We start from the raw sequence: 20,005 nt of genomic DNA, 5'->3' as shown, positions 1-20,005 counted from the left end.
CCTGTCCGGGCACGCCCCGCTCGCCGCCGTCCTGTTCGACCGCGACGGCACCCTCGTCGAGGACGTGCCCTACAACGCCGACCCCGCCCGGGTCCGGCTGCTGCCCGGCGCCCGCGCGGCCGTCGCCCTGGCCCGCTCCGCCGGACTGGCCACCGCCGTCGTCAGCAACCAGTCGGGCGTCGGGCGCGGCCTGCTCACCACCGCCGACGTCCACCGCGTCAACGACCGGGCTGACGCCCTGCTCGGCGGCATCGGCACCTGGGTGTTCTGCCCGCACGCCCCCGGCGACGGCTGCGCCTGCCGCAAGCCCCGCCCCGGGCTCGTGCTGACCGCGGCCGCCCGGCTCGGCGTCACCCCGGAGCGCTGCCTGGTCATCGGCGACATCGCCGCCGACGTCCTGGCCGCCCGCGCGGCCGGTGCCCGCGGCGTCCTCGTGCCCAACGCGGCGACCGCGCCGGACGAGGTGACCCGGTTCGCCGAGGACTCGGCCCCCGACCTGGTCACCGCGGTGCGCGCGGCCCTCGTCCCGATCGGCGGGGGAACACCGTGAACACGCTCGTCGTCCGCCTCGACAGCTTCGGGGACGTGCTGCTCGCCGGCCCGGCCGTGCGCGCCGTCGCCGCCGGCAGCGACCGGGTGACGCTGCTGTGCGGACCGCGTGGCGCCGACGCCGCCCGGCTGCTGCCCGGCGTCGACGACGTCTGGGTGTGGGAGGCGCCCTGGGAGGGCTTCGACCCGCCCCGCGTCGACGAGGCGGACGTCGACGGCCTCCTCGGCCGGCTGCGCGCGGCGGCCTTCGACACCGCCCTGATCCTGACCTCCTTCCATCAGAGCCCCCTGCCGACCGCGCTGCTGCTGCGGCTCGCCGGCGTCGGCCGCATCGGCGCCGACAGCACCGACCACCCCGGGCGGCTGCTGGACGTGCGCCACCGCCGGCTGCCCGGCCGGCACGAGACGCAGGCCGCGCTGGACACGGCCGCCGCCCTGGGCTTCCCGCCGGCCCCCGGCGACGACGGCAGGCTCCGCGTCCTGCCGCCCCCCGACACCGGCGCCCTGACCGGACGCGGCCCCTACGTGGTCCTGCACCCCGGCGCCAGCTGCCCCGCCCGGGCCTGGAGCCCCGAGCGGTGCGCCGAGGCCGTCACCCTGCTCGCCGACGCCGGGCACCGGGTCGTCGTCACCGGCGGCCCCGGCGAGATGGGCCTCACCCGGCGGGTCAGCGGCACCGCCGGGGTGGACCTGGGCGGCCGCACCACCCCGCGCACCTTGGCCGGAGTGCTGCGCCTGGCCGACGTCGTGGTCAGCGGCAACACCGGCCCCGCCCATCTGGCGGCCGCGGTCGGCACCCCGGTGGTGTCGCTGTTCGCGCCCGTCGTACCGGCCGAGCGGTGGGCGCCCTACGGGGTGCCCGCCATCCTCCTCGGCGACCAGTCGGCGCCCTGCGCGGACAGCAGGGCCCGGCACTGCCCGGTACCCGGCCACCCCTGCCTGGACGAGGTCACCGGCCAGGACGTGGTCGCCGCGGTGCACAAGCTCATACAGGAGCGGCAGCCATGAACATCCTCGTCTGGCACGTGCACGGCTCGTGGCTCACCGCCTTCGTGCAGGGCCCCCACGACTTCCTGGTCCCGGTCACCGGGGACCGCGGCCCCGACGGCCTCGGCCGCGCGCTGACCTGGGACTGGCCCGCCTCGGTGCGGGAGGTGACCCCGCGGCGGCTGCGGGAGGCCGACATCGACCTGATGGTGCTCCAGCGGCCGCACGAACTCGAGCTGGCCCACCGCTGGACCGGCCGCCGCCCCGGCACCGACGTGCCCGCCGTGTACGTCGAGCACAACTGCCCGGACGGCACGCCCGTCGGCACCCGCCACCCCCTCGCCGACCGCACCGACATCCCCGTCGTGCACGTCACCCACTTCAACCGGCTCATGTGGGACAACGGCAGCGCCCCGACCGAGGTCGTCGAGCACGGCATCATCGACCCCGGGCGGCTGTACACCGGCACCGAGCCGCGGGCGGCGGTCGTCGTCAACGAGCCGGTGCGCAGGGGCCGTACGACCGGCACGGACCTGCTGCCCCGCTTCGCCGGGGCGGCGTCGCTGGACGTGTTCGGGATGCGCACCGAAGGACTCGCCGGGCACCTCGGCCTGCCGCCCGGGCGGTGCCGCACCCGGGACCTGCCGCAGCACGCGCTGCACGAGGCGATGGCCCGCTGCCGCCTCTATCTGCACCCCGTGCGCTGGACCTCGCTCGGCCTGTCCCTGCTGGAGGCCATGTTCCTGGGCATGCCGGTGGTCGCCCTGGCCACCACCGAGGTCCGCGAGGCGGTCCCCGAGGCGGCCGGGGTGGTCTCCAACCGCCTCGACGTCCTCGAGAACGCCGTACGGGACTTCCTCGCCGAGCCGGAGCACGCGCGGCGCACCGGGGAGGCCGCCCGAGCCGCGGCACAGGCCCGCTACGGAGAGCGGCGCTTCCTGGACGACTGGGAGCGCCTGATCAAGGAGGTCACCCGATGAGCCGCACCCCGCCCACGGCCGGCCGCGTCGCCATGGTCTCCGAGCACGCCAGCCCCCTGGCCGCGCTCGGCGGCCCCGACGCGGGCGGCCAGAACGTGTACGTGGCCCAACTCGCCCGGCAGCTGGCCCGCCGCGGCTACCGGGTCACCGTGTACACCCGCCGCGACTCCGCGACCCTTCCGGAGCGGATGACCCTCGTCGACGGGGTGCAGGTCGTGCACGTCCCCGCCGGGCCGGCCGCCCCGGTGCCGAAGGACGAACTGCTGCCCCACATGGCCGAGTTCGGCGCCTACCTGGCCGCGCGGTGGGCCGTGGAGCCACCCGACGTCGTGCACGCCCACTTCTGGATGTCCGGACTCGCCGCGCTGACCGGCGCGCACGGCCTGGGCGTCCCCGTGGTGCAGACGTACCACGCGCTGGGCACCGTGAAGGCCCGCTACCAGGGCTCCGCCGACACCAGCCCCGCCCAGCGCGTCACCGTCGAGGAGGCCGTCGGGCACGAGTGCGCCCGGATCATCGCCACCTGCACCGACGAGGTCGCCGAGCTGCGGGCGATGGGACTGCCGGAGGACCGCGTCACCGTCGTGCCGTGCGGGGTCGACCCCGAGCAGTTCGCGCCGGTGTCCCGGGCCCGGCCCGCGTGCGCGCGCAAGCGGCTGCTGGCCGTCGGCCGGCTCGTGCCCCGCAAGGGCTTCGACCGCGCCATCCGCGCCCTGGCGGGGGTGCCCGACGCCGAACTCCTCATCGCCGGCGGCCCCGAGGCCGGCCTGCTGGGCGCGGAGCCGGAGGCCGAGCGCCTGTGCGGCATCGCCGCCGAGTACGGCGTCGCCGACCGGGTCACCCTGCTCGGCGGGGTGAGCCGGACCCGGATGCCCCGGCTGATGTCCGGCGCGGACCTGGTGCTGTCCCTGCCCCGCTACGAGCCCTTCGGCATCGTCCCCCTGGAGGCCATGGCCTGTGCGACCCCGGTGCTGGCCACCGCGGTCGGCGGCCAGCTCGACACGGTCGTGGACGGGCGTACCGGCGTCCTGGTCCCGGCCGACGACGACCACGACATCAGCGCCACCGTCCGCGCGCTGCTCGCCGACCCCGACCGGCTCGCCCGGTACGGCGCAGCCGGCCGGCGGCGCGTGCTGGCCCACTACACGTGGGACCGCGTGGCCGACGGTGTCGGCGGGGTCTACCGCGCGGTCGCCTCCATCCCCTCGCTCTCGGGAGTGGTCCGATGAACCAGACGCGATCCACGGGCCCCACCGGCCCGACCGACGCCACCGGCCCGGCCGGCATCGCCGCCGAGGCCGCGCACTGCGACGACCTGATGAAGGCGCTGGAGACGTTCCGCGACTGCGGGCCCCTGCTCGAACGCTGGGGCACCGAGCTGGCCGGACGGCTGGGCGCGGGCGCCCGCCTCCTGGTCGCGGGCAACGGCGGCAGCGCCGCGCAGGCGCAGCACCTGACCGCCGAGCTGGTGGGCCGCTACCGGGACGACCGGCCGCCGTTCTCCGCGTTCGCCCTGCACGCCGACACCTCGGCCACCACCGCCATCGCCAACGACTACGGCGTCCAGGAGGTGTTCGCCCGCCAGACCGCCGCCCACGGCCGCCCCGGCGACGTCCTGATGCTGCTGTCCACCAGCGGCGCCAGCGCCAACCTGCTCAGCGCCGCCGAGCGGGCCCACGGCCTCGGCATGACGGTGTGGGCGATGACCGGCCGCGCCCCCAACCCGCTGGCACGGGAGGCCGACGAGGCGCTGTGCGTGGACGCGCCCGTGTCCGCGACCGTGCAGGAGCTGCACCTGGTGGCGGTGCACATGCTCTGCGAGTACTTCGACCAGGCGGTCGAACGCGCGGCCGCGGAAGGCTGGCTGGGCCGGCCGGACCAGCCGGCGCGGCTCGCGGTGTCCGGTGACCGGGCCGCACCCCGGAAGAGGCGCACATGAGCACCCCCCGCACCCCGCTCGTCGTCGTCGGTGACGCCCTGCTCGACCACGACCTCACCGGCCGTGCCGAACGGCTCGCCCCCGACGCCCCGGTGCCGGTCGTCGACCGTACCCGGCGGGTCTCCCGGCCGGGCGGGGCCGCCCTCGCCGCCTGCCTCGCGGCCGCCGACGGCCGGCCCGTCACGCTCGTCACGGCACTCGGCGACGACGAGGCCAGCGAGACCCTGCGGGAGCTGCTCGCCGGCCGGGTCGCACTGGTCGAGCTGCCGCTCGACGGCACCCTCAGCAGCAAGACCCGGGTGCTCGCCGGGGACCGGCCGCTGCTGCGCCTCGACGACGGCGAGGGCCGCGCCCGCAAGGCCACGGACCTGGCCGTGGCCGTGATCGCCGCCGCCCAGGGCGTGCTGGTCGCCGACTACGGCCGGGGCACCGCCGACGTCCTGCGGGAGGCACTGGCCGAGACCGCCACCCGCACGCCCGTCGTCTGGGACCCCCACCCGCGCGGCGAACCCCCCGTCCCCGGCGTCCGGCTGGTCACCCCCTCCGCCGCCGAGGCCCGCGCCTTCGCCGCGCAGTTCGACGGCGACGAGACACCCGGCGGCGCGGCGGGCCTGCGCACGGCCTCCGGGGACGCCCGCACCCTGGTCCGGGCCTGGCAGGCCCAGGCCGTCGCCGTGACCCTCGGCGACCGGGGCGCGCTGCTCTCGCACGGCGAGACGCCCCTGCTGGTGCCGACCCCGGCCGCCGCCACCGGCGACCCGTGCGGCGCCGGCGACCGCTTCGCCGCGAGCGCGGCGGGACTGCTCGCCGACGGCGAGTTCACCGAGGCCGCCGTCCAGGGAGCCGTGCACGCCGCCACCCGGTACGTCGCCGAGGGCGGCGCCCGCGGCCTCGCCGCTCAGGACGCCCCCGGCACGCCTCCCGGCGCCCCCGCCGACGGCGACGCCACCGCCGACGCCGTGCGCACGGCCGCGCGGGTCCGGGCCGCCGGGGGCACCGTGGTCGCCGCCGGCGGCTGCTTCGACCTCCTGCACGCGGGCCACGTGGCCCTACTCCAGGCCGCCCGCCGCACCGGCGACTGCCTGATCGTCTGCGTCAACTCCGACGCCTCCGTCCGCCGCCGCAAGGGTGACGGCCGCCCCCTCGTCCCGGCCGCCGACCGGGTCCGGGTGCTGCGGGCCCTGGAGTGCGTCGACGCCGTCGCCGTCTTCGACGAGGACACCCCGGTACGCATCCTCGCCGAGCTGCGCCCGCACATCTGGGCCAAGGGCGGCGACTACGCCCGCACCCGGCTGCCCGAGCAGCCCCTGGTGGAGAGCTGGGGCGGACAGGTGCTGCTGCTGCCCTACCTGGACGGCCGCTCCACCACCGGCCTCGCCCGGCGCGCCGCCCTGGCACCCGCGCCGGCCACGCCCGGCGGACGGCGGCCCCGGTGACCGCCGCCGACCGCCGGCCGCGGGTCCTGGTGCTGCGCGCGCTGGGCCTGGGCGACCTGCTGGCCGGCGTCCCCGCGCTGCGCGGCATCCGCCGGGCGCATCCCGGCCACGAGCTGGTCCTGGCCGTGCCGCCGGAGCTGCGCGAGGCCGCCCTGGCCACCGGCGCGGTCGACACCGTGTTCCCGGCGGGGGCGCCGGGCCGGGCCGTGCCGTCCCTCACGCACTGGCCGGGCCCCGCGCCCGAGGTGGCGATCGACCTGCACGGCAACGGACCCGAGAGCCGTGACGCCCTCGCCGCCCTGCGCCCCGGCCGGCTGCTCGCCCACGCCTGCCCGGACGGCCCGCCGTGGCAGGCGCACGCCCACGAACGCGAGCGCTGGTGCGCCTTCCTGGCCGCCTACGGCATCCCCGCCGACCCGCTCGACCTGCGCCTGCCCCGCCCGCCCGGCCCCTCGCCCGCACCGGGGGCCGTCCTCGTCCACCCCGGCGCGGCCTCCGGCTCGCGGCGCTGGCCCGCCGAACGGTACGCCGCGGTCGTGCGGTGCCTGCGGGCGACGGACCACCGCGTGGTGCTCACCGGCGGCCCCGGCGAGGACGCCCTCGTCCGGTCGGTCGCCGAGCGCGGCGGACTCACCGAGGCGGACGTACTGAGCGGCGGACTGCCCTTCGGCCGGCTGTCCGCACTCGTCGCGGGGGCCGCGCTGGTGCTCAGCGGCGACACCGGGCTCGCCCACCTGGCGGTCGCGCACGGCACGCCGTCCGTCACCCTCTTCGGACCCGTCTCCCCGAGGCTGTGGGGACCGCCGCCCTGCCCGGGCCACGTCGCCCTGTGGAAGCCCGGCCCGCCCGGCGACCCGCACGGCCGCACCCCCGACGCCCGGCTGCTGCGCCTGGGCATCACCGAGGTGGCCGCGGCCGCCCTGACGCTGCTGAGACAGACCCGCACCGGTGCCCGGCGGGAGCGGCCGCAGACCGCCCACGCCCGCTGACCCGGCCGCGGTTGCGGTTGAGAGTCCGGCACCCGCCGGGCAAGGTGGTTCTCGGTCAGGAAGAGGGCCGCGTGAGATCGCAACGACTTCCCGTCTGGGTGATGCCATGACCACTTCTGCGGACCGCGCCGTCCAGCCCGCGCCCTTCGTCATCGAGTCGTCCGCCGTGGCGGGGTGGCCGGCCGAGGGCGCCCTGCTGCTGCGGATGTCCGGCAGCCCCGACGCGCACCGCGCCGACGCCTGGTCCGAGGAGCTGCGCGGCCACGTGGAGCACGCCGACCGCGCCGGGCTGCGCCCCGTCCTGGACATGGCCCACGTCCAGCTGGGCGGGGCGACGGTCCTGCGGACGCTGAGCGAGATCGCCGGGGCCCGCGCCGGCCGCCCGGAGCTGATCGTGGTGCGGGCGCGCCCCGGTGTCCGGGAGGCCGTCCATCTGGCGCGGCTGGCGGGCGTCCGGCTGTACGCCACCCTCGACGAGGCCCTGCGGGAGCTGACTCAGCGGGCGGCCCGGGTCGAGGACCTGCCCGCCTGGCGCACCCAGATGGCCGATCCCCTGCGGCCGTCCTACGACGACCTGCACAAGGAGGTCCGCGCCCTGCGCGCCCGGCTGCGCACCGCGCCGGTGATCGGCATCGCCCAGGGCATGCTGATGACCCGGTACGGCCTGCCCGACTCCGGCAGCGCGTTCGCGGCGCTGCGGGAGGCGTCACAGCGCTTCAACGTGCCGCTGCGGGTGCTGGTGTCGGCCGTGGTGGTGGCCTGCCCGCCGGACGGCGAGGTCTGGTTCCCCGGCCGCCGCCCGCTGCCGGCCCCCCAGCTGCGGCTGCTGGGCCGGCGGGGCCTCGACCCGCGCTACCGGCGGCGGATGATCGATGCCGTACTGCACGAGGCGCTGGCCATCGGGCGCGCCCCGGCCGGCTGCGTGCAGTTCGTCGACCCGGCGGTGCGGGCCCTGGTGACGGAGGCGCACGACGGCTGCGACGAGACGGTCCTCGACGACCTCGTCCGCGACCGGAGCGAGGGGAGCGCGGCCGCGCTGGCCCGGACGCGGCTGTGCGGGGTGAGCGTGCCGGACGTGGAGACGGACCCGTGCCTGGCCGACGACTGCCGCCGCGTCCTGCTGCGCGCCGGCACGCGCGCGCTGCACGCCACTCCCGTCGTCTCCCCGTCCGGCACCTGCGCCGGCGTCGTCACCCTGCACTGGCCCGACGCGGGAACGCGCCCCGCCCCCGCCCAGGCCATGGCACTCGACCAGCTGGCGGCGGACGCGGCGGCATGGCTGAGCTGGTACCACCGGTCCGTGCTGCTGGACGCGCTCGAACACCTGCACACCCGGCTGGTCCGCCCGTCCTCCTGACCCGCCTTCCGGCCCACCGGACGCCCGCCGCGCATCCGTCCCGCCCGCGGTGCGCGTCGTCTCCTCCTGGGAACCCGCCCACCGCACCGGACCGAGCACGACCAGGAAGGAGCGCGGCGCATGTCCAGTCCACAGCAGCCCGAACTGCGACGCAACGACAAGGGTGGCGGCACTCCGCAGGACAGCGGTGAACGCATGGCCCGTGACCTGGGACAGGGCGGTCTCGGCGGCCATGCGCACGGCACCGACAAGGGGGCCAAGGGCGGGGGCGAGGGCGCCGGGGTCCCGCCGGACCAGCAGCCCGACCACCCGTGACACCGAGAACCCGTCGGCCCCGGAGAGGCAGCGCGTCTGCCCTTCCGGGGCCGTCGCCGTGGCGCCGCACCACGAGGCACGCCACACGGCATTCACGCGTCGTCGGCGCAGGGGCTTACGCTCGGCCCATGCGGATCTCCGTCTCCTCCGACATGGACGAACCCGTGGCCCGGCTCCTGGTGGAGGAGCTGCGGCGGCGGGGCCACGAGGTGCGTGCGTACGGCGCGCTGGACCCCGGCTCCGACCCGCGGTGGGCGGTCTGCTCGGAGGCGGCGGCCCGGGACGTGGTCACCGGCGCGGCCGACCAGGCGGTGGTGTGCTGCTGGACCGGCACCGGCGCGTCGATCGCCGCCAACAAGGTGCCCGGCGTCCGCGCGGCCCTGTGCACGGACGCGTACACCGCGGACGGCGCCCGGCGCTGGAACGACGCCAACGTCCTCGCGCTGGGCCTGCGGCTGACCTCCCCGCCGGTGCTCAAGGAGATCCTCGACGCCTGGTTCGCGGCCGGGCCGAGCGAGGACCCGGAGGACCGGGACAACGTGGCCCGCATCGGACGGCTGGACGACACCAGGACGGCGTGACGCCGCGCGAGTGCCCCGGGGGCCGGGAGGCACCCCGGGGCGGGCAGGGCGGTGGGTCCGGTGTGCGCCGAGGGCTCAGTGCGCGCCGCCACCGCCGCCGCCGAACGAACCGCTCGATCCCTCGCTCCAGCGCGGGCGGTCCGTCGACTCGCTCGGCCTGGTCCGCATGTTGCTCAGCTCGTACGGCGTGAGCGGGCGTCCGCCCTTGGGCGTGACGGGTACGTCGTCCATCTCCCGGTTCTGCCGCAGTTCGTGCACCGGGCCCTCCGGTGGCAGCTTCGGCTGTTCGTCGGGGCGGGGCCTGGCCGTCTCGTTGTAGCGGACCCGGGAGGTCAGCCAGAAGCCCCCGGCGAGCACGGCCAGCAGGGCCACGGCCACGAGGAACAGCACGAGGCTGATCAGACCGCTCGCCGCGGCGAGCTGTATCGACCCGGTACTCGATGCGGTACTCATCATGGAACAGGAATACCCCCCTCAAACAGGTGTGAACCGGACAATGCGGGTTTATTGCCATACCGGGCCCTGAGGGGTTTGCCGACCGCGGCCCCGGCTACCCGCCCGGTGTGACTCCGCAGACTTCCCCGCAGGAGCTGTACCGGTTCCTGGAGGACCGGTTCACGTGCGCCCAGGCCTGCACGGAATGCGCCCGGACGTGCGCGGTACGCGCGAGCCTCCTCGACCCCGACGGCGGCGAGCGCCAGGAACGGGTACGGCGGCTGGCCATCATGTGCGCCGAGGTGTGCGACGCCACCTGCCGCATGCTCGCCGAGCAGAACCGCCAGGACGAGAAGAGCATCCGCATCCAGCTGGAGTGGTGCCGCACCGTCTGCCTGGAATGCGCGCACGCCTTCGACGACCAGCGGGACGGCCGGGGCGGCGAGGGAGGCGAGGACGGCGCCGAGGCCTGCCGCGCGTGCGCGCGCGCGTGCACCGACTTCATCGAGACCCTGAACTGAGGCCCACAGGCATGGACGAGCGGCGGTGGGCGGCCGACCCGGGGCTGTTCGGACCGCGTTCCGTGACCTGGCAGCTGCACGGCGACCCCATGATGTGGGTCGCCGGCATCCGGGCGCTCTACCTCCAGGCCCTGCACCCGCGCGCGGTGCGTGGCGTCATGCAGAACTCCGACTTCCGGCGCGACGCCTGGGGCCGGCTGCTGCGCACCGCGGACTTCGTGGGGGCCACGACGTACGGCACGGCCCAGGAGGCCGAGCGGGCGGGTGCCCGGGTGCGGAAGATCCACCGCATGCTCGGCGCGACGGACCCGGACACCGGGGAGCGCTACCGGGTGGACGAGCCCGAGCTGCTGCTGTGGGTGCACTGCGCCGAGATCGGCTCCTACCTCCACGTCGTGCACCGCTCCGGCTTCCCGCTCACCGGCGAAGAGGCCGACCGCTACGTCGCCGAGCACCGGATCAGCGCCCGCCTGGTGGGCCTCGACCCCGCCGCCGCACCCGGCGGCCGCGCGGAGCTGGCCGCCTGCTTCGAGCGGATGCGGCCACGGCTGGCGGCGGGCGATGACGCACGCGCGGTGGACGACTTCCTGCGCCGCCCGCCCGTGCACCCCCTGCTGGTGCCCGCGCGCGAGGTGCTGTGGCGGCGCGTGGCCGACCTGGCGTACGCCTCCCTGCCGCCGTACGCCCACGAGCTGTACGGCATACCGGCCCCCGCACCGGCCGCGGTCACCCGCCGGCTGCGGGCCACGGGCGCCCTGCTGCGCCGCGTTCCCGCGCCTCTGCGCCGGCGGCTGCCGCCCCGGCACGTCCTGCGCGCCGTGGCGCGGCTGGGCCCGGACGCGCGCCCGGCACCGTGCGGCGCGGGCCGGCAGCGGGCGTCCGGCGGACGCTGACCCTGCACCGGCACGCCTCTGGCCGCCGTAGATGATCACGTGTTACGAAGAACCATGCCTGCACACGAGCTGTCCCGGACGTACGACGCCGTGATCGTCGGCGGCGGCCACAACGGCCTGGTCGCCGCCGCCTACCTGGCCCGGGCCGGCCGGTCCGTGCTGGTGCTGGAGCGGCTCGACCGCACCGGCGGGGCCGCCGTCTCCACCCGCCCGTTCGCCGGCGTCGACGCCCGCCTCTCGCGCTACTCCTACCTGGTGAGCCTGCTGCCGCGCAAGATCGTGCGGGACCTCGGGCTCGACTTCCGGGTGCGCGGCCGCACCATCTCGTCGTACACCCCCGTGGAGCGGGACGGCCGGGCCACCGGACTGCTCGTCGGCGGCGGCGAGCGGCGCACCCGGGAGGCCTTCGCCCGGCTCACCGGCGGCGCCCGCGAGTACGAGGCGTGGCAGCGCTTCTACGGCATGACCGCGCGGGTCGCCGCCAAGGTCTTCCCCACGCTCACCGAACCGCTGCCCACGCGCGCGGAGCTGCGCCGCCGGGTCGACGACGAGGCCGCCTGGCGGGCGCTGTTCGAGGAGCCGATCGGCGTCGCCATCGAGGAGAACTTCGCCGACGACCTGGTGCGCGGCGTGGTCCTCACGGACGCGCTGATCGGCACCTTCGCCGACGCCCACGACGCCTCGCTCGCCCAGAACCGCTGCTTCCTCTACCACGTCATCGGCGGCGGCACCGGCGCCTGGGACGTGCCGGTCGGCGGCATGGGCGCGCTCACCGACGCGCTCGCCACCACCGCGCGGGCGGCGGGCGCGGTGCTGGCGACCGGGCACGAGGCGGTGCGCATCGACACCGACGGCCACGCCGCCGAGGTCACCTACCGCAGCGCCGGCGACGAGGGCACCGTCGCCGCCCGGCACGTCCTGGTCAACGCTTCCCCGCAGGAGCTGGCCAGGCTCTCCGGAGCCCCCGCCCCGGAGCCCGCCGAGGGCGCCCAGCTGAAGGTCAACATGCTCCTGAAGCGGCTGCCGCGGCTGCGCGACCGCTCGGTCGACCCGCGCGAGGCGTTCTCCGGCACCTTCCACGTCGCCGAGGGCTACGCGCAGCTGGCCGCCGCCCACGCCCAGGCCGCGTCCGGCGAACTGCCGGCCGCACCGCCCTCGGAGATCTACTGCCACTCGCTGACCGACCCCAGCATCCTCGGCCCCGAGCTGGTCGCCCGCGGCTACCACACACTCACCCTCTTCGGCCTGCACACCCCGGCCCGCCTGTTCGCCGGGGACAACGACGCCGTACGCGACGAACTGCTGAAGGCCACCCTCACCCAGCTCGACGCCCACCTCGCCGAGCCGCTCACCGACTGCCTGGCCGCCGACGCCGACGGCCGCCTCTGCATCGAGGCCAGGACCCCGCTCGACCTCGAACGCGACCTGCGCCTGCCCGGCGGCAACATCTTCCACCGCGCCCTCGCCTGGCCCCACGCCCAGGAGGACACCGGGCCGTGGGGCGTGGAGACCCCGCACGCCAACGTCCTGCTGTGCGGCGCGGGCGCGGTGCGCGGGGGAGGGGTGAGCGGGGTGCCGGGCCACAACGCGGCCATGGCGGTCCTGAAGGCCGGCGACGCGCACTGACACCGGACCTCTCCGCCCGGCGCGGGCCCCCGCCGGACGGGCCCCGGCCGGCCGTCCGGGTCCTTGACCCCCCGGGCGGCGGGACCCAGGATCAGGTGGCATGACTGAGGCGACGCGGGGACAGGGCAGCACGGTCGACGGGGTGCTGCGCCGCAGCGCCCGGCGCACGCCCGCGCGTGTCGCGGTGGAGTACGCCGAGCGCAGCTGGACCTACGACCGGCTGGACGACGCCGTCTCCCGCGCCGCCGGACTGCTGCTCGCCGAGGGACTGGCCCCGGGCGACCGGGTCGGCGCCTACGGCCACAACTCCGACGCCTACCTCGTCGCCTACCTCGCCTGCGCCCGCGCGGGCCTGGTCCACGTGCCCCTCAACCAGAACCTGACGGGCGACGACCTGGCCTACCTCGTGACGCAGTCGGGCAGTTCGCTGGTGCTCGCCGACCCCGGCCTGGCCGGCCGGCTGCCCGCGGGGACGCGCGTGCTGCCGCTGCGCGACACCGGCGACTCGCTGCTCGCCCGGCTCTCGCAGGCACCGCCGTACGACGGGCCCGAGCCGCGCGCCGAGGACCTGGTGCAGCTGCTGTACACCTCCGGCACCACCGCGCTCCCCAAGGGCGCGATGATGACGCACCGGGCCCTGGTGCACGAGTACCTGAGCGCGATCACCGCCCTCGACCTCAGCGCCGGCGACCGTCCCGCGCACGCGCTGCCGCTGTACCACTCCGCGCAGCTGCACGTGTTCCTGCTGCCCTACCTCGCGGTCGGCGCGACCAGCGTCATCCTGGACGCGCCGGACGGCGACCGCCTCTTCGACCTGATCGAACAGGGCCGCGTGGACAGCCTGTTCGCGCCGCCCACGGTGTGGATCGGCCTGGCGAACCGGCCCGACTTCGCCACCCGGGACCTCAGCGGCCTGCGCAAGGCCTATTACGGGGCGTCGGTCATGCCCGTGCCCGTCCTGGAGCGGCTGCGGGAACGGCTGCCGAAGCTCGACTTCTACAACTGCTTCGGCCAGAGCGAGATCGGCCCGCTGGCCACGGTTCTCGGCCCCGGCGAGCACGAGGGCCGGCTCGACTCCTGCGGGCGCACCGTGCTGTTCGTGGACGCGCGCGTGGTCGACGAGGCCGGCCGGGACGTCCCGGCCGGCACACCCGGGGAGATCGTCTACCGCTCACCGCAGTTGTGCGAGGGCTACTGGGACAAGCCGGAGGAGACCGCCGAGGCGTTCCGGGACGGCTGGTTCCGTTCCGGCGACCTGGCCGTGCGCGACGCGGACGGCTACTTCACCATCGTCGACCGCGTCAAGGACGTCATCAACTCCGGCGGCGTCGTGATCGCCTCGCGCCAGGTCGAGGACGCCCTGTACACCCACGAGGCGGTCGCCGAGGCCGCCGTCGTCGGCCTGCCCGACGAACGGTGGATCGAGGCCGTCACGGCGGTCGTCGTCCGCCGCGCCGAGGTGACGCAGGAACAGCTCATCGCCCACGTCAAGCAGCGGCTGCCCGCCTTCAAGGCGCCCAAGCGCGTGCTGTTCGTGCCCGAACTGCCCCGCAACGCCAGCGGCAAGATCCTCAAACGCGAGCTGCGGGACCGGCTCGGCGGCCGGGCCGAGTGACGCGCAGGGGCGCGGCGAGCGGCGCGGGCGGTACCGGCCCGCACGGTCCGGCCCGCACGGTCCGGGGCGCGTGAGGTCCCAGTCGTCCCGCTCCCGAAAGGTCCCCCTCACGTGGCCTGTCGGGCACCGGACCCGCTCGCTAGGCTGGCCGCGGACGACAGATCGGGAGGAGCAGGACGTGGCCGAGAGCACGATCCAGCAGCAGCCGCTCAAGGGCTGGGACAAGCCGGACCTGGACCTCAGCGAGGCACAGTGGCAGTCCGGCAGCCGGGGCCTTGGGGATGTCCAGATCGCCTTCGTCGAGGGGTTCATCGCGATGCGCAACAGCGGCCGCCCGGAGAGCCCCTCCCTGATCTTCACCCCCGCGGAGTGGGGCGCCTTCGTTTCCGGGGCCCGCGAGGGGGAGTTCGACCTGACCTGAGGTCCGGGAGACCCGGACCGGACTCCTCCGCGAACCGACCGGAGCCGAACCGGGGGTGTTCCGCCCGGATTTCCGGACACGCGACCAGCAACGCCCGTGCGGGGCCGGTGCCTGAGCCAGGCTGACCCGGCACGGGGAAGGTCGCATGTCCGGAGGTGAGGAACGATGAGCACGGCGCCGGTTATCGCCGCGGTCGACGGTTCGGACGACAGCCTGCGGGCCCTGGAGTGGGCCGCCGGCGCCGCGGGCCGGCGGCACACGGCGCTCCGGGTGGTGCATGTCCGCCAGTACACGGCCTGGGGCGGGCCGGACGTCCTCGTCGCCGCACCGCCCGACGCGGACGGCGATCCCGTCCTGGACCGGGCCCGGGACCTGCTGGCCGGCCGCACGGACCCGCCGGCCGCGGAGTACGTCGCACTGGACGGCGTGCCGGGCGCGCTCCTGCCCGAACTCGGCGGCAACGCCGAGATGCTGGTCCTCGGCTCCCGCGGACGCGGCGGCTTCGCCAGTCTCCTGCTCGGCTCCAACAGCCTCGCCGCCGCCCGCGACGCCGAGTGCCCGGTGGTCGTCGTCCCGCGCCCCGGCCGTGAGGTGCACGGCGAGGCACCGGCCGGGGCCGGACCCCGGGTGGTGGTCGGCCTGCACGTCGACAGCCCCGACGACGCCACCCTCGCCTTCGCCTTCGCGGAGGCCGTGCTGCGCGGCGCACGGCTCGACGTGGTCGCCGCCTACCCGTGGCCGGTGCAGAGCTGGGCGGCGTCCGGTGAACTCGTCCCGGCCACCGTCGACCAGGACGCCGTGGCGAACGAGACCCGGACCATGGCGGAGGGCTTCCTCGCCCAGCACCGCAAGCGCCACCCCGACGTGCGCGCCGGGATCCGGGCCGTGCCGGGCGACGCCGCCGGCAGCCTGGTCGCCGCGTCCCGCGACGCCGACCTGGTCGTCGTCGGCCGCCACCGCAGGCGCCTGCTCGCCCCGGCCCGCATGGTCGGCTCGGTCACCCAGGCCGTGCTGCTGCACGCCGCGAGCCCGGTGGCGGTGGTGCCCCCGGCCCCGCCGCAGGACTGACTCACCGGCCCCGGCGCGCCCCGCGGGAGCCGCACCCGGGCCCCGGCGCGCGGCGGACCGCCCGTCCGGCCGAACGCGGCGGCGCGGGCGGCCGGGTCCGCGCGGGTCCGCCCACCCGGTGTCCGGCCCGGACACCGGCCGACCGGCGGCCTCGTCCCTCGTGGCCCGGCCGCCACACGGCGGGCCGGGGCCACGTACCATGGCCGCATGTCGTTCCTCCGCCGCCGCAGTGCCACTCCTGCCGGACCCGACTTCGATGTCCTGGCCATGGACCCCGGCGACTGGCCGGGCAACCTGGGTGCCGGGCTGCTGCCCGCTCCCGACGGCACCTGCCAGGGCGTCTTCCTGCGCTACGACCTGTTCGGCGGCCGCGGCCCCGCCATGATCATCGGCAACCTGCCGCAGGGCTCCCCGGCCCGCGAGGTCGCCGAGGGCGAGATCCCCTTCGAGGTGGCCCAGCTGCTGCTGGCACTGGAGAACGACGAGGAGATCACCGTCACCGACACGGAGGACATGCCGGTCCTCCAGGGTGACAACCTGCTGATCGTCCGCCGGCTGAAGCTGTCCGAGAGCCGGATCTCCTGCGTCCAGTTCGACCGCAGCGACGGTGTCCTGGTCACCATCGCGGCCTGGGACCGCCCCATCACCGACGACCTGTACGCCCTGCTGAAGCCGCTCCCGGCGGAACTGTTCCAGCAGGGCTGAGGCCGCCCGGGCCCGCCCGGGCCTAGGCCGACGGCTCCACGTCGACGTCCGCCGCCCGGACGAAGGCGATCCGGTGGCCGTACTGGATCTCGTAGTACAGGTCCTTGCCGACCACCACCCGGTGCGAGTCGGTGGTGAAGGTGACCGCGTAGAAGTACTCGCCCGGCACCTTGTCACCGGCCACGTACCGCTGGCCCGCGGGCACCGTGTACGGCAGCGCCACCACCGACTGGGCGGGCACGCCCGCCGGGTAGGCCTCCTTCTCCGGATACGCGCGGCCGTACACCGGGATGCCGGTGAGACCCGCCTTCGGCGTCACCACGAAGCCGGAGGCGTTCACCGCGGCCGGCTGCCCGGCCGGGTTCCTGAACCAGGCCTCCTGGCCCAGGTACCAGATGGCCGTCCAGTCGCCCCAGTGGTCCGCGACCGCGAACTGCTGGCCGGTGGAGACCCGTGACGACAGGTCGTTCACCCCCGTGGTCGGGGCCGTGCCCAGGCCGACGTCCTTGATGAGGGCCGCGTTCTCGTCGTGGTCGGCGTACAGCCGCACCTCGCTCGACCCGTGCTCCGCGCACGGCTCGCCCGCGGTGGTGCAGCCCGTGTACGTGGGCCGGTTGGCCGCGTACTCCGGCAGGATGGTCACCATCCCGGCCTTCCGGCCCGCCGAGCGCTTGAACGGGTGGTCCAGCAGCTGGAAGTAGTGCCGCCAGTCCCAGAACGGCCCCGGGTCGGTGTGCATGCCGGGGATCGAGGACGCCGTCGGACCCGGCACGTTGTCGTGGCCCAGGATGTGCTGCCGGTCCAGCGGGATGCCGTACCGCTTCGCCAGGTACTTCACCAGCCGGGCCGACGAGCGGTACATCGCCTCCGTGTACCAGGCGTCCGGCGCCGCCAGGAAGCCCTCGTGCTCGATGCCCACGGACTTCGCGTTGACGTACCAGTTGCCCGCGTGCCAGGCCACGTCCTTCGCCTTGACGTGCTGGGCGATCAGACCGTCGGTGGAGCGGATCGTGTAGTTCCACGACACATAGGTGGGGTCCTGAACCAGGTTCAGTACGCCGTCCCAGGTGCCCTCGGTGTCATGGATGACGATGTACTTGATGCTCTGCGACACCGGCCGGTCGCCGAGGTCGTGGTTGCCGTAGTCGCCGTCGCCGAACTCCTCGTACGGCGCCGGGATCCACTCGCAGGACACCGTCGCCGGGCACTCGGTGCCGTCCTTGCGGGCCGTGCGCAGCCCGGTCCTGGCCAGCTGCGCGGTGTCCGGGCGCAGCCCCGGCCGGGCGGCGAGCGCGACCAGTTGGCCCTCGTCCGTGACCCGCTCCTCGCCGGTGTGCAGCACGTCGTACACGTCGTCGGCGTAGCGGGCCGCGGTGGCGGTGTCGTCCGCGCCGGAGAACCGGGCCACCGCGCCGTACCAGTCGGCCGGGTCGGCGCTCAGCGGCTCACCGAGGCCGCGCTGCGCGGCCGCCAGCAGGGCGGCGCCCCCCGCCACGTTCGCCGCCGGGTCGCTCCGCAGCCGGGCGGCCGGGATGCCGGTCAGCCCGGCCGCCGCGGGCAGCGTCCGCAGCCGGGCCGGCAGCGCGGCGCCCTCGGGCACCGTGCTCTCGGGGTGCAGGGCGGCGCGGGCGCCGTCGCCGCGCGCGTCCTCCGCGCCGTCGCTGTGGTGGGGGACGGAGGCGAGGGCGGTACGCGCGTCCGTGAGGTGCATCGGGCCGTAGCCGCCGGTCACGCTGGGCGCTCCGGCGTGCGTGTCCCAGCGCGACTGGAGATAGGAGACCGCGAGCAGGACGCTCTGCGGGACGTGGTACTCAGCGGCGGCGCCGGCGAAGGCGCGCTGGAGCCGGCCGGCGGAGGAGTCGGTGGCGCTCTGGGCCGGGGCGGCGCCCAGCAGCGGCAGCAGCAGGGCCGTGGAGGCGAGGGCCCCCGCGGCCATGCGCCGGGTGTGTCTGTGACCGGGCGCGGGCGCGGGGTCGGTGGCGGGTCCTCGCAAAGCGGCCTCCTGTGACGGGCGGGCGTGGCGGGGCGTGCGGCGCCGAGCTTGGTCAGTGGTACCGGCTGGCCGACGATCCGTCAATGATGCCCTCAAGGAGACGATTTCCCATGTCACGGCTGGGTTCGGCGAGTTTCGCGGTGACCGCCCGCGGGCCTGCGCGGCGTCAGTGGAGTACACCAGTGACCGCTCGCGGCGCGCGCCGACATGCGGAAGGGCCCGCGGTGCGCCGCCGTTCGGGGCGCACCACGGACCCTCGTTTCCGTCAGCGGGTGCCGACCGCCGCCCGCACGGCCCGGCGGGCCAGCTGGCAGTCGTCGTGCAGCCGGCGCAGCAGCAGCCGCTGCTCCTCGCCGGACGGCGCGGCTCCCGGGTGGGCCGCGCCCGGTGCCGCCGGGGCCGCGTCGTGCATCGACCGCTGCACGGCCGTCTCGTAGGTGCGGATCTCCCGGGTGAGCACCAGCATCAGGTTCACCAGGAAGGCGTCCCGCGAGGCCGGGCCCCCCGACTGGGCGAGCTGGCTGATCTGACGCCGCGCCACCGGCGCGTCACCGAGCACCGACCAGAGGGTCGCCAGGTCGTAACCCGGCAGGTACCAGCCCGCGTGCTCCCAGTCCACCAGCACCGGACCGGCCGGGGAGAGCAGGATGTTCGACAGCAGCGCGTCCCCGTGACAGAACTGGCCCATCCCGTGGCGGCCCGCCGTGTGCGCGATTCCGCGCAGCAGCTTCTGCAGGTCGCCCAGGTCCCGGTCGGTGAGCAGCCCCAGCTCGTGGTAGCGGGAGATGCGCGCCGCGTACTCCAGCGGGGCGCCGAACGTGCCCGCCGGGGGCCGCCAGGCGTTCAGCCGGCAGATCGCGCCCAGGGCGGCCCGGATGTCCGTCCGGGGCGGGGCCTCCACCGGGTGCCGCTGGAGCGCCGCCACCCGGCCCGGCATGCGCTCGACGACCAGGGTGCAGTTGTCCGGGTCCGCCGCGATCAGCCTCGGCACCCGGATCGGCGGGCGGTGCCGGACGAACGAGCGGTATGCGGCTATTTCGTGGCGGAGCCGCTCGGCCCACGCGGGCGACTGGTCCAGGAGGCACTTGGCGACGGCCGTGCTGCGCCCCGTCGTCCCGACCAGGAGCACGGACCGCCCGCTGCGGCGCAGCACCTGCACCGGCGTGAACTCCGGGCAGATGCGGTGCACCGAGGCGATCGCCGTGCGCAGTTGCGCGCCTTGGGGACCGGACAGGTCCAGTCTCCCGCTGAGCGGTTGGCCGCCGAGTCCCGCGGCGCGCCGTGGCCGGCCCGCCACCGCCACCGGCACACCCGGACGCACGGGCTCGAGGTAGGGGCCACTCCCCGCGGGGCGGGGACGCAGCGGCCGGGGCGGGGCGGACACGGAGGATGATGCTGCGTACATGGGAGATACAGATCCCTTCGTGTGCCTGCTGAGCCTGCCGGTAAGTCCTGCGCCCACCCGGCCCGGCAGCCGGGTCGCGGCCCGGACACACCCTGGGGAGTGCGCCCGTCGCTGCGAGCGGTGACGGGTCGGGGTGGCGCGTTCCTACCTGACACCCGCCGCCCCGTGGCACACCATCTGGCGCACCCTG

The 20,005-nt window shown here is 76.1% G+C and carries 20 protein-coding genes; 17 read left to right on the top strand and 3 right to left on the bottom strand.

All coding sequences use genetic code 11. The features are described 5' to 3' along the window. Nucleotide 1: 1 nt before the first annotated feature. The 10 genes from ACZ6CZ_RS14045 (at nucleotide 2) to ACZ6CZ_RS14000 (ending at nucleotide 9,133) form a co-directional block, all read left to right on the top strand. Nucleotides 2-550: a D-glycero-alpha-D-manno-heptose-1,7-bisphosphate 7-phosphatase gene (locus ACZ6CZ_RS14045; protein ID WP_469020495.1), complete on the top strand. Its 549-nt coding sequence runs from the start codon at nucleotides 2-4 to the stop codon at nucleotides 548-550. Further along, the gene (locus ACZ6CZ_RS14040; RefSeq protein ID WP_469019417.1) at nucleotides 547-1,557 is read left to right on the top strand and encodes a glycosyltransferase family 9 protein; all 1,011 of its coding nucleotides are present in this window, start codon (nucleotides 547-549) and stop codon (nucleotides 1,555-1,557) included. The genes ACZ6CZ_RS14045 and ACZ6CZ_RS14040 overlap by 4 nt, the downstream gene beginning before the upstream one ends. Further along, nucleotides 1,554-2,516, top strand: a complete 963-nt coding sequence (locus ACZ6CZ_RS14035; RefSeq protein WP_469019415.1) for a glycosyltransferase — start codon at nucleotides 1,554-1,556, stop codon at nucleotides 2,514-2,516. Before ACZ6CZ_RS14040 ends, ACZ6CZ_RS14035 begins: the two co-directional genes overlap by 4 nt. Then, nucleotides 2,513-3,745, top strand: coding sequence for a glycosyltransferase (locus ACZ6CZ_RS14030; RefSeq protein ID WP_469019413.1), 1,233 nt, complete (start codon nucleotides 2,513-2,515; stop codon nucleotides 3,743-3,745). Before ACZ6CZ_RS14035 ends, ACZ6CZ_RS14030 begins: the two co-directional genes overlap by 4 nt. Further along, nucleotides 3,742-4,455 (top strand): D-sedoheptulose-7-phosphate isomerase, encoded by a 714-nt coding sequence (locus tag ACZ6CZ_RS14025; RefSeq protein WP_469019409.1) that lies wholly within the window; start codon nucleotides 3,742-3,744, stop codon nucleotides 4,453-4,455. The genes ACZ6CZ_RS14030 and ACZ6CZ_RS14025 overlap by 4 nt, the downstream gene beginning before the upstream one ends. Beyond that, on the top strand, nucleotides 4,452-5,891 hold the full coding sequence (locus tag ACZ6CZ_RS14020) for a PfkB family carbohydrate kinase (RefSeq protein WP_469019407.1): 1,440 nt from the start codon (nucleotides 4,452-4,454) through the stop codon (nucleotides 5,889-5,891). Before ACZ6CZ_RS14025 ends, ACZ6CZ_RS14020 begins: the two co-directional genes overlap by 4 nt. Next, nucleotides 5,888-6,880, top strand: coding sequence for a glycosyltransferase family 9 protein (locus ACZ6CZ_RS14015; RefSeq protein WP_469019404.1), 993 nt, complete (start codon nucleotides 5,888-5,890; stop codon nucleotides 6,878-6,880). Before ACZ6CZ_RS14020 ends, ACZ6CZ_RS14015 begins: the two co-directional genes overlap by 4 nt. Before the next feature lie 106 nt (nucleotides 6,881-6,986). Then, nucleotides 6,987-8,237, top strand: coding sequence for an ANTAR domain-containing protein (locus ACZ6CZ_RS14010; protein WP_469019402.1), 1,251 nt, complete (start codon nucleotides 6,987-6,989; stop codon nucleotides 8,235-8,237). 120 nt (nucleotides 8,238-8,357) lie between these two features. Next, a complete protein-coding gene (locus ACZ6CZ_RS14005; protein WP_469019398.1) occupies nucleotides 8,358-8,552 on the top strand; it encodes a hypothetical protein in 195 nt (64 codons plus the stop codon). A gap of 128 nt (nucleotides 8,553-8,680) precedes the next feature. Then, nucleotides 8,681-9,133, top strand: a complete 453-nt coding sequence (locus ACZ6CZ_RS14000) for an RpiB/LacA/LacB family sugar-phosphate isomerase (protein WP_469019395.1) — start codon at nucleotides 8,681-8,683, stop codon at nucleotides 9,131-9,133. 75 nt (nucleotides 9,134-9,208) lie between these two features. Here the strand turns inward: ACZ6CZ_RS14000 and ACZ6CZ_RS13995 are convergent, their stop codons facing one another. After that, nucleotides 9,209-9,586, bottom strand: a complete 378-nt coding sequence (locus ACZ6CZ_RS13995; protein WP_469020492.1) for a DUF6479 family protein — start codon at nucleotides 9,584-9,586, stop codon at nucleotides 9,209-9,211. Between the two features lie 110 nt (nucleotides 9,587-9,696). Between ACZ6CZ_RS13995 and ACZ6CZ_RS13990 the strand changes: the two genes are divergently transcribed. From ACZ6CZ_RS13990 to ACZ6CZ_RS13960, 7 genes are all read left to right on the top strand, one after another. After that, a complete protein-coding gene (locus ACZ6CZ_RS13990; protein ID WP_469019392.1) occupies nucleotides 9,697-10,089 on the top strand; it encodes a four-helix bundle copper-binding protein in 393 nt (130 codons plus the stop codon). Nucleotides 10,090-10,100: 11 nt separating this feature from the next. Then, nucleotides 10,101-10,982: an oxygenase MpaB family protein gene (locus tag ACZ6CZ_RS13985; protein ID WP_469019389.1), complete on the top strand. Its 882-nt coding sequence runs from the start codon at nucleotides 10,101-10,103 to the stop codon at nucleotides 10,980-10,982. 54 nt (nucleotides 10,983-11,036) lie between these two features. Beyond that, nucleotides 11,037-12,608 (top strand): phytoene desaturase family protein, encoded by a 1,572-nt coding sequence (locus ACZ6CZ_RS13980; RefSeq protein WP_469019386.1) that lies wholly within the window; start codon nucleotides 11,037-11,039, stop codon nucleotides 12,606-12,608. Between the two features lie 100 nt (nucleotides 12,609-12,708). Next, nucleotides 12,709-14,223 carry an acyl-CoA synthetase gene (locus ACZ6CZ_RS13975; protein WP_469019384.1) on the top strand — a complete coding sequence of 505 codons (1,515 nt, stop codon included), beginning with the start codon at nucleotides 12,709-12,711 and terminating at the stop codon, nucleotides 14,221-14,223. A 178-nt stretch (nucleotides 14,224-14,401) separates the two neighbouring features. After that, nucleotides 14,402-14,644, top strand: coding sequence for a DUF397 domain-containing protein (locus ACZ6CZ_RS13970; protein WP_469019381.1), 243 nt, complete (start codon nucleotides 14,402-14,404; stop codon nucleotides 14,642-14,644). A 165-nt stretch (nucleotides 14,645-14,809) separates the two neighbouring features. Then, nucleotides 14,810-15,712 (top strand): universal stress protein, encoded by a 903-nt coding sequence (locus ACZ6CZ_RS13965; RefSeq protein WP_469019378.1) that lies wholly within the window; start codon nucleotides 14,810-14,812, stop codon nucleotides 15,710-15,712. A 207-nt stretch (nucleotides 15,713-15,919) separates the two neighbouring features. Beyond that, complete coding sequence (locus ACZ6CZ_RS13960; RefSeq protein ID WP_469019375.1) at nucleotides 15,920-16,417, top strand: hypothetical protein; 498 nt, start codon at nucleotides 15,920-15,922, stop codon at nucleotides 16,415-16,417. Between the two features lie 22 nt (nucleotides 16,418-16,439). On the opposite strand, the gene ACZ6CZ_RS13955 is transcribed toward ACZ6CZ_RS13960, so the two are convergent. Together ACZ6CZ_RS13955 and ACZ6CZ_RS13950 are read right to left on the bottom strand one after the other, a co-directional pair. Next, nucleotides 16,440-18,410, bottom strand: coding sequence for an N-acetylmuramoyl-L-alanine amidase (locus tag ACZ6CZ_RS13955; RefSeq protein WP_469019372.1), 1,971 nt, complete (start codon nucleotides 18,408-18,410; stop codon nucleotides 16,440-16,442). A gap of 265 nt (nucleotides 18,411-18,675) precedes the next feature. Beyond that, nucleotides 18,676-19,815 (bottom strand): aminoglycoside phosphotransferase family protein, encoded by a 1,140-nt coding sequence (locus ACZ6CZ_RS13950; RefSeq protein ID WP_469019368.1) that lies wholly within the window; start codon nucleotides 19,813-19,815, stop codon nucleotides 18,676-18,678. Nucleotides 19,816-20,005: the final 190 nt, after the last annotated feature.

The sequence above is a fragment of the Streptomyces sp. NPDC041135 genome (assembly GCF_055592085.1).
This window is presented reverse-complemented; position numbering and strand designations above follow the sequence as displayed.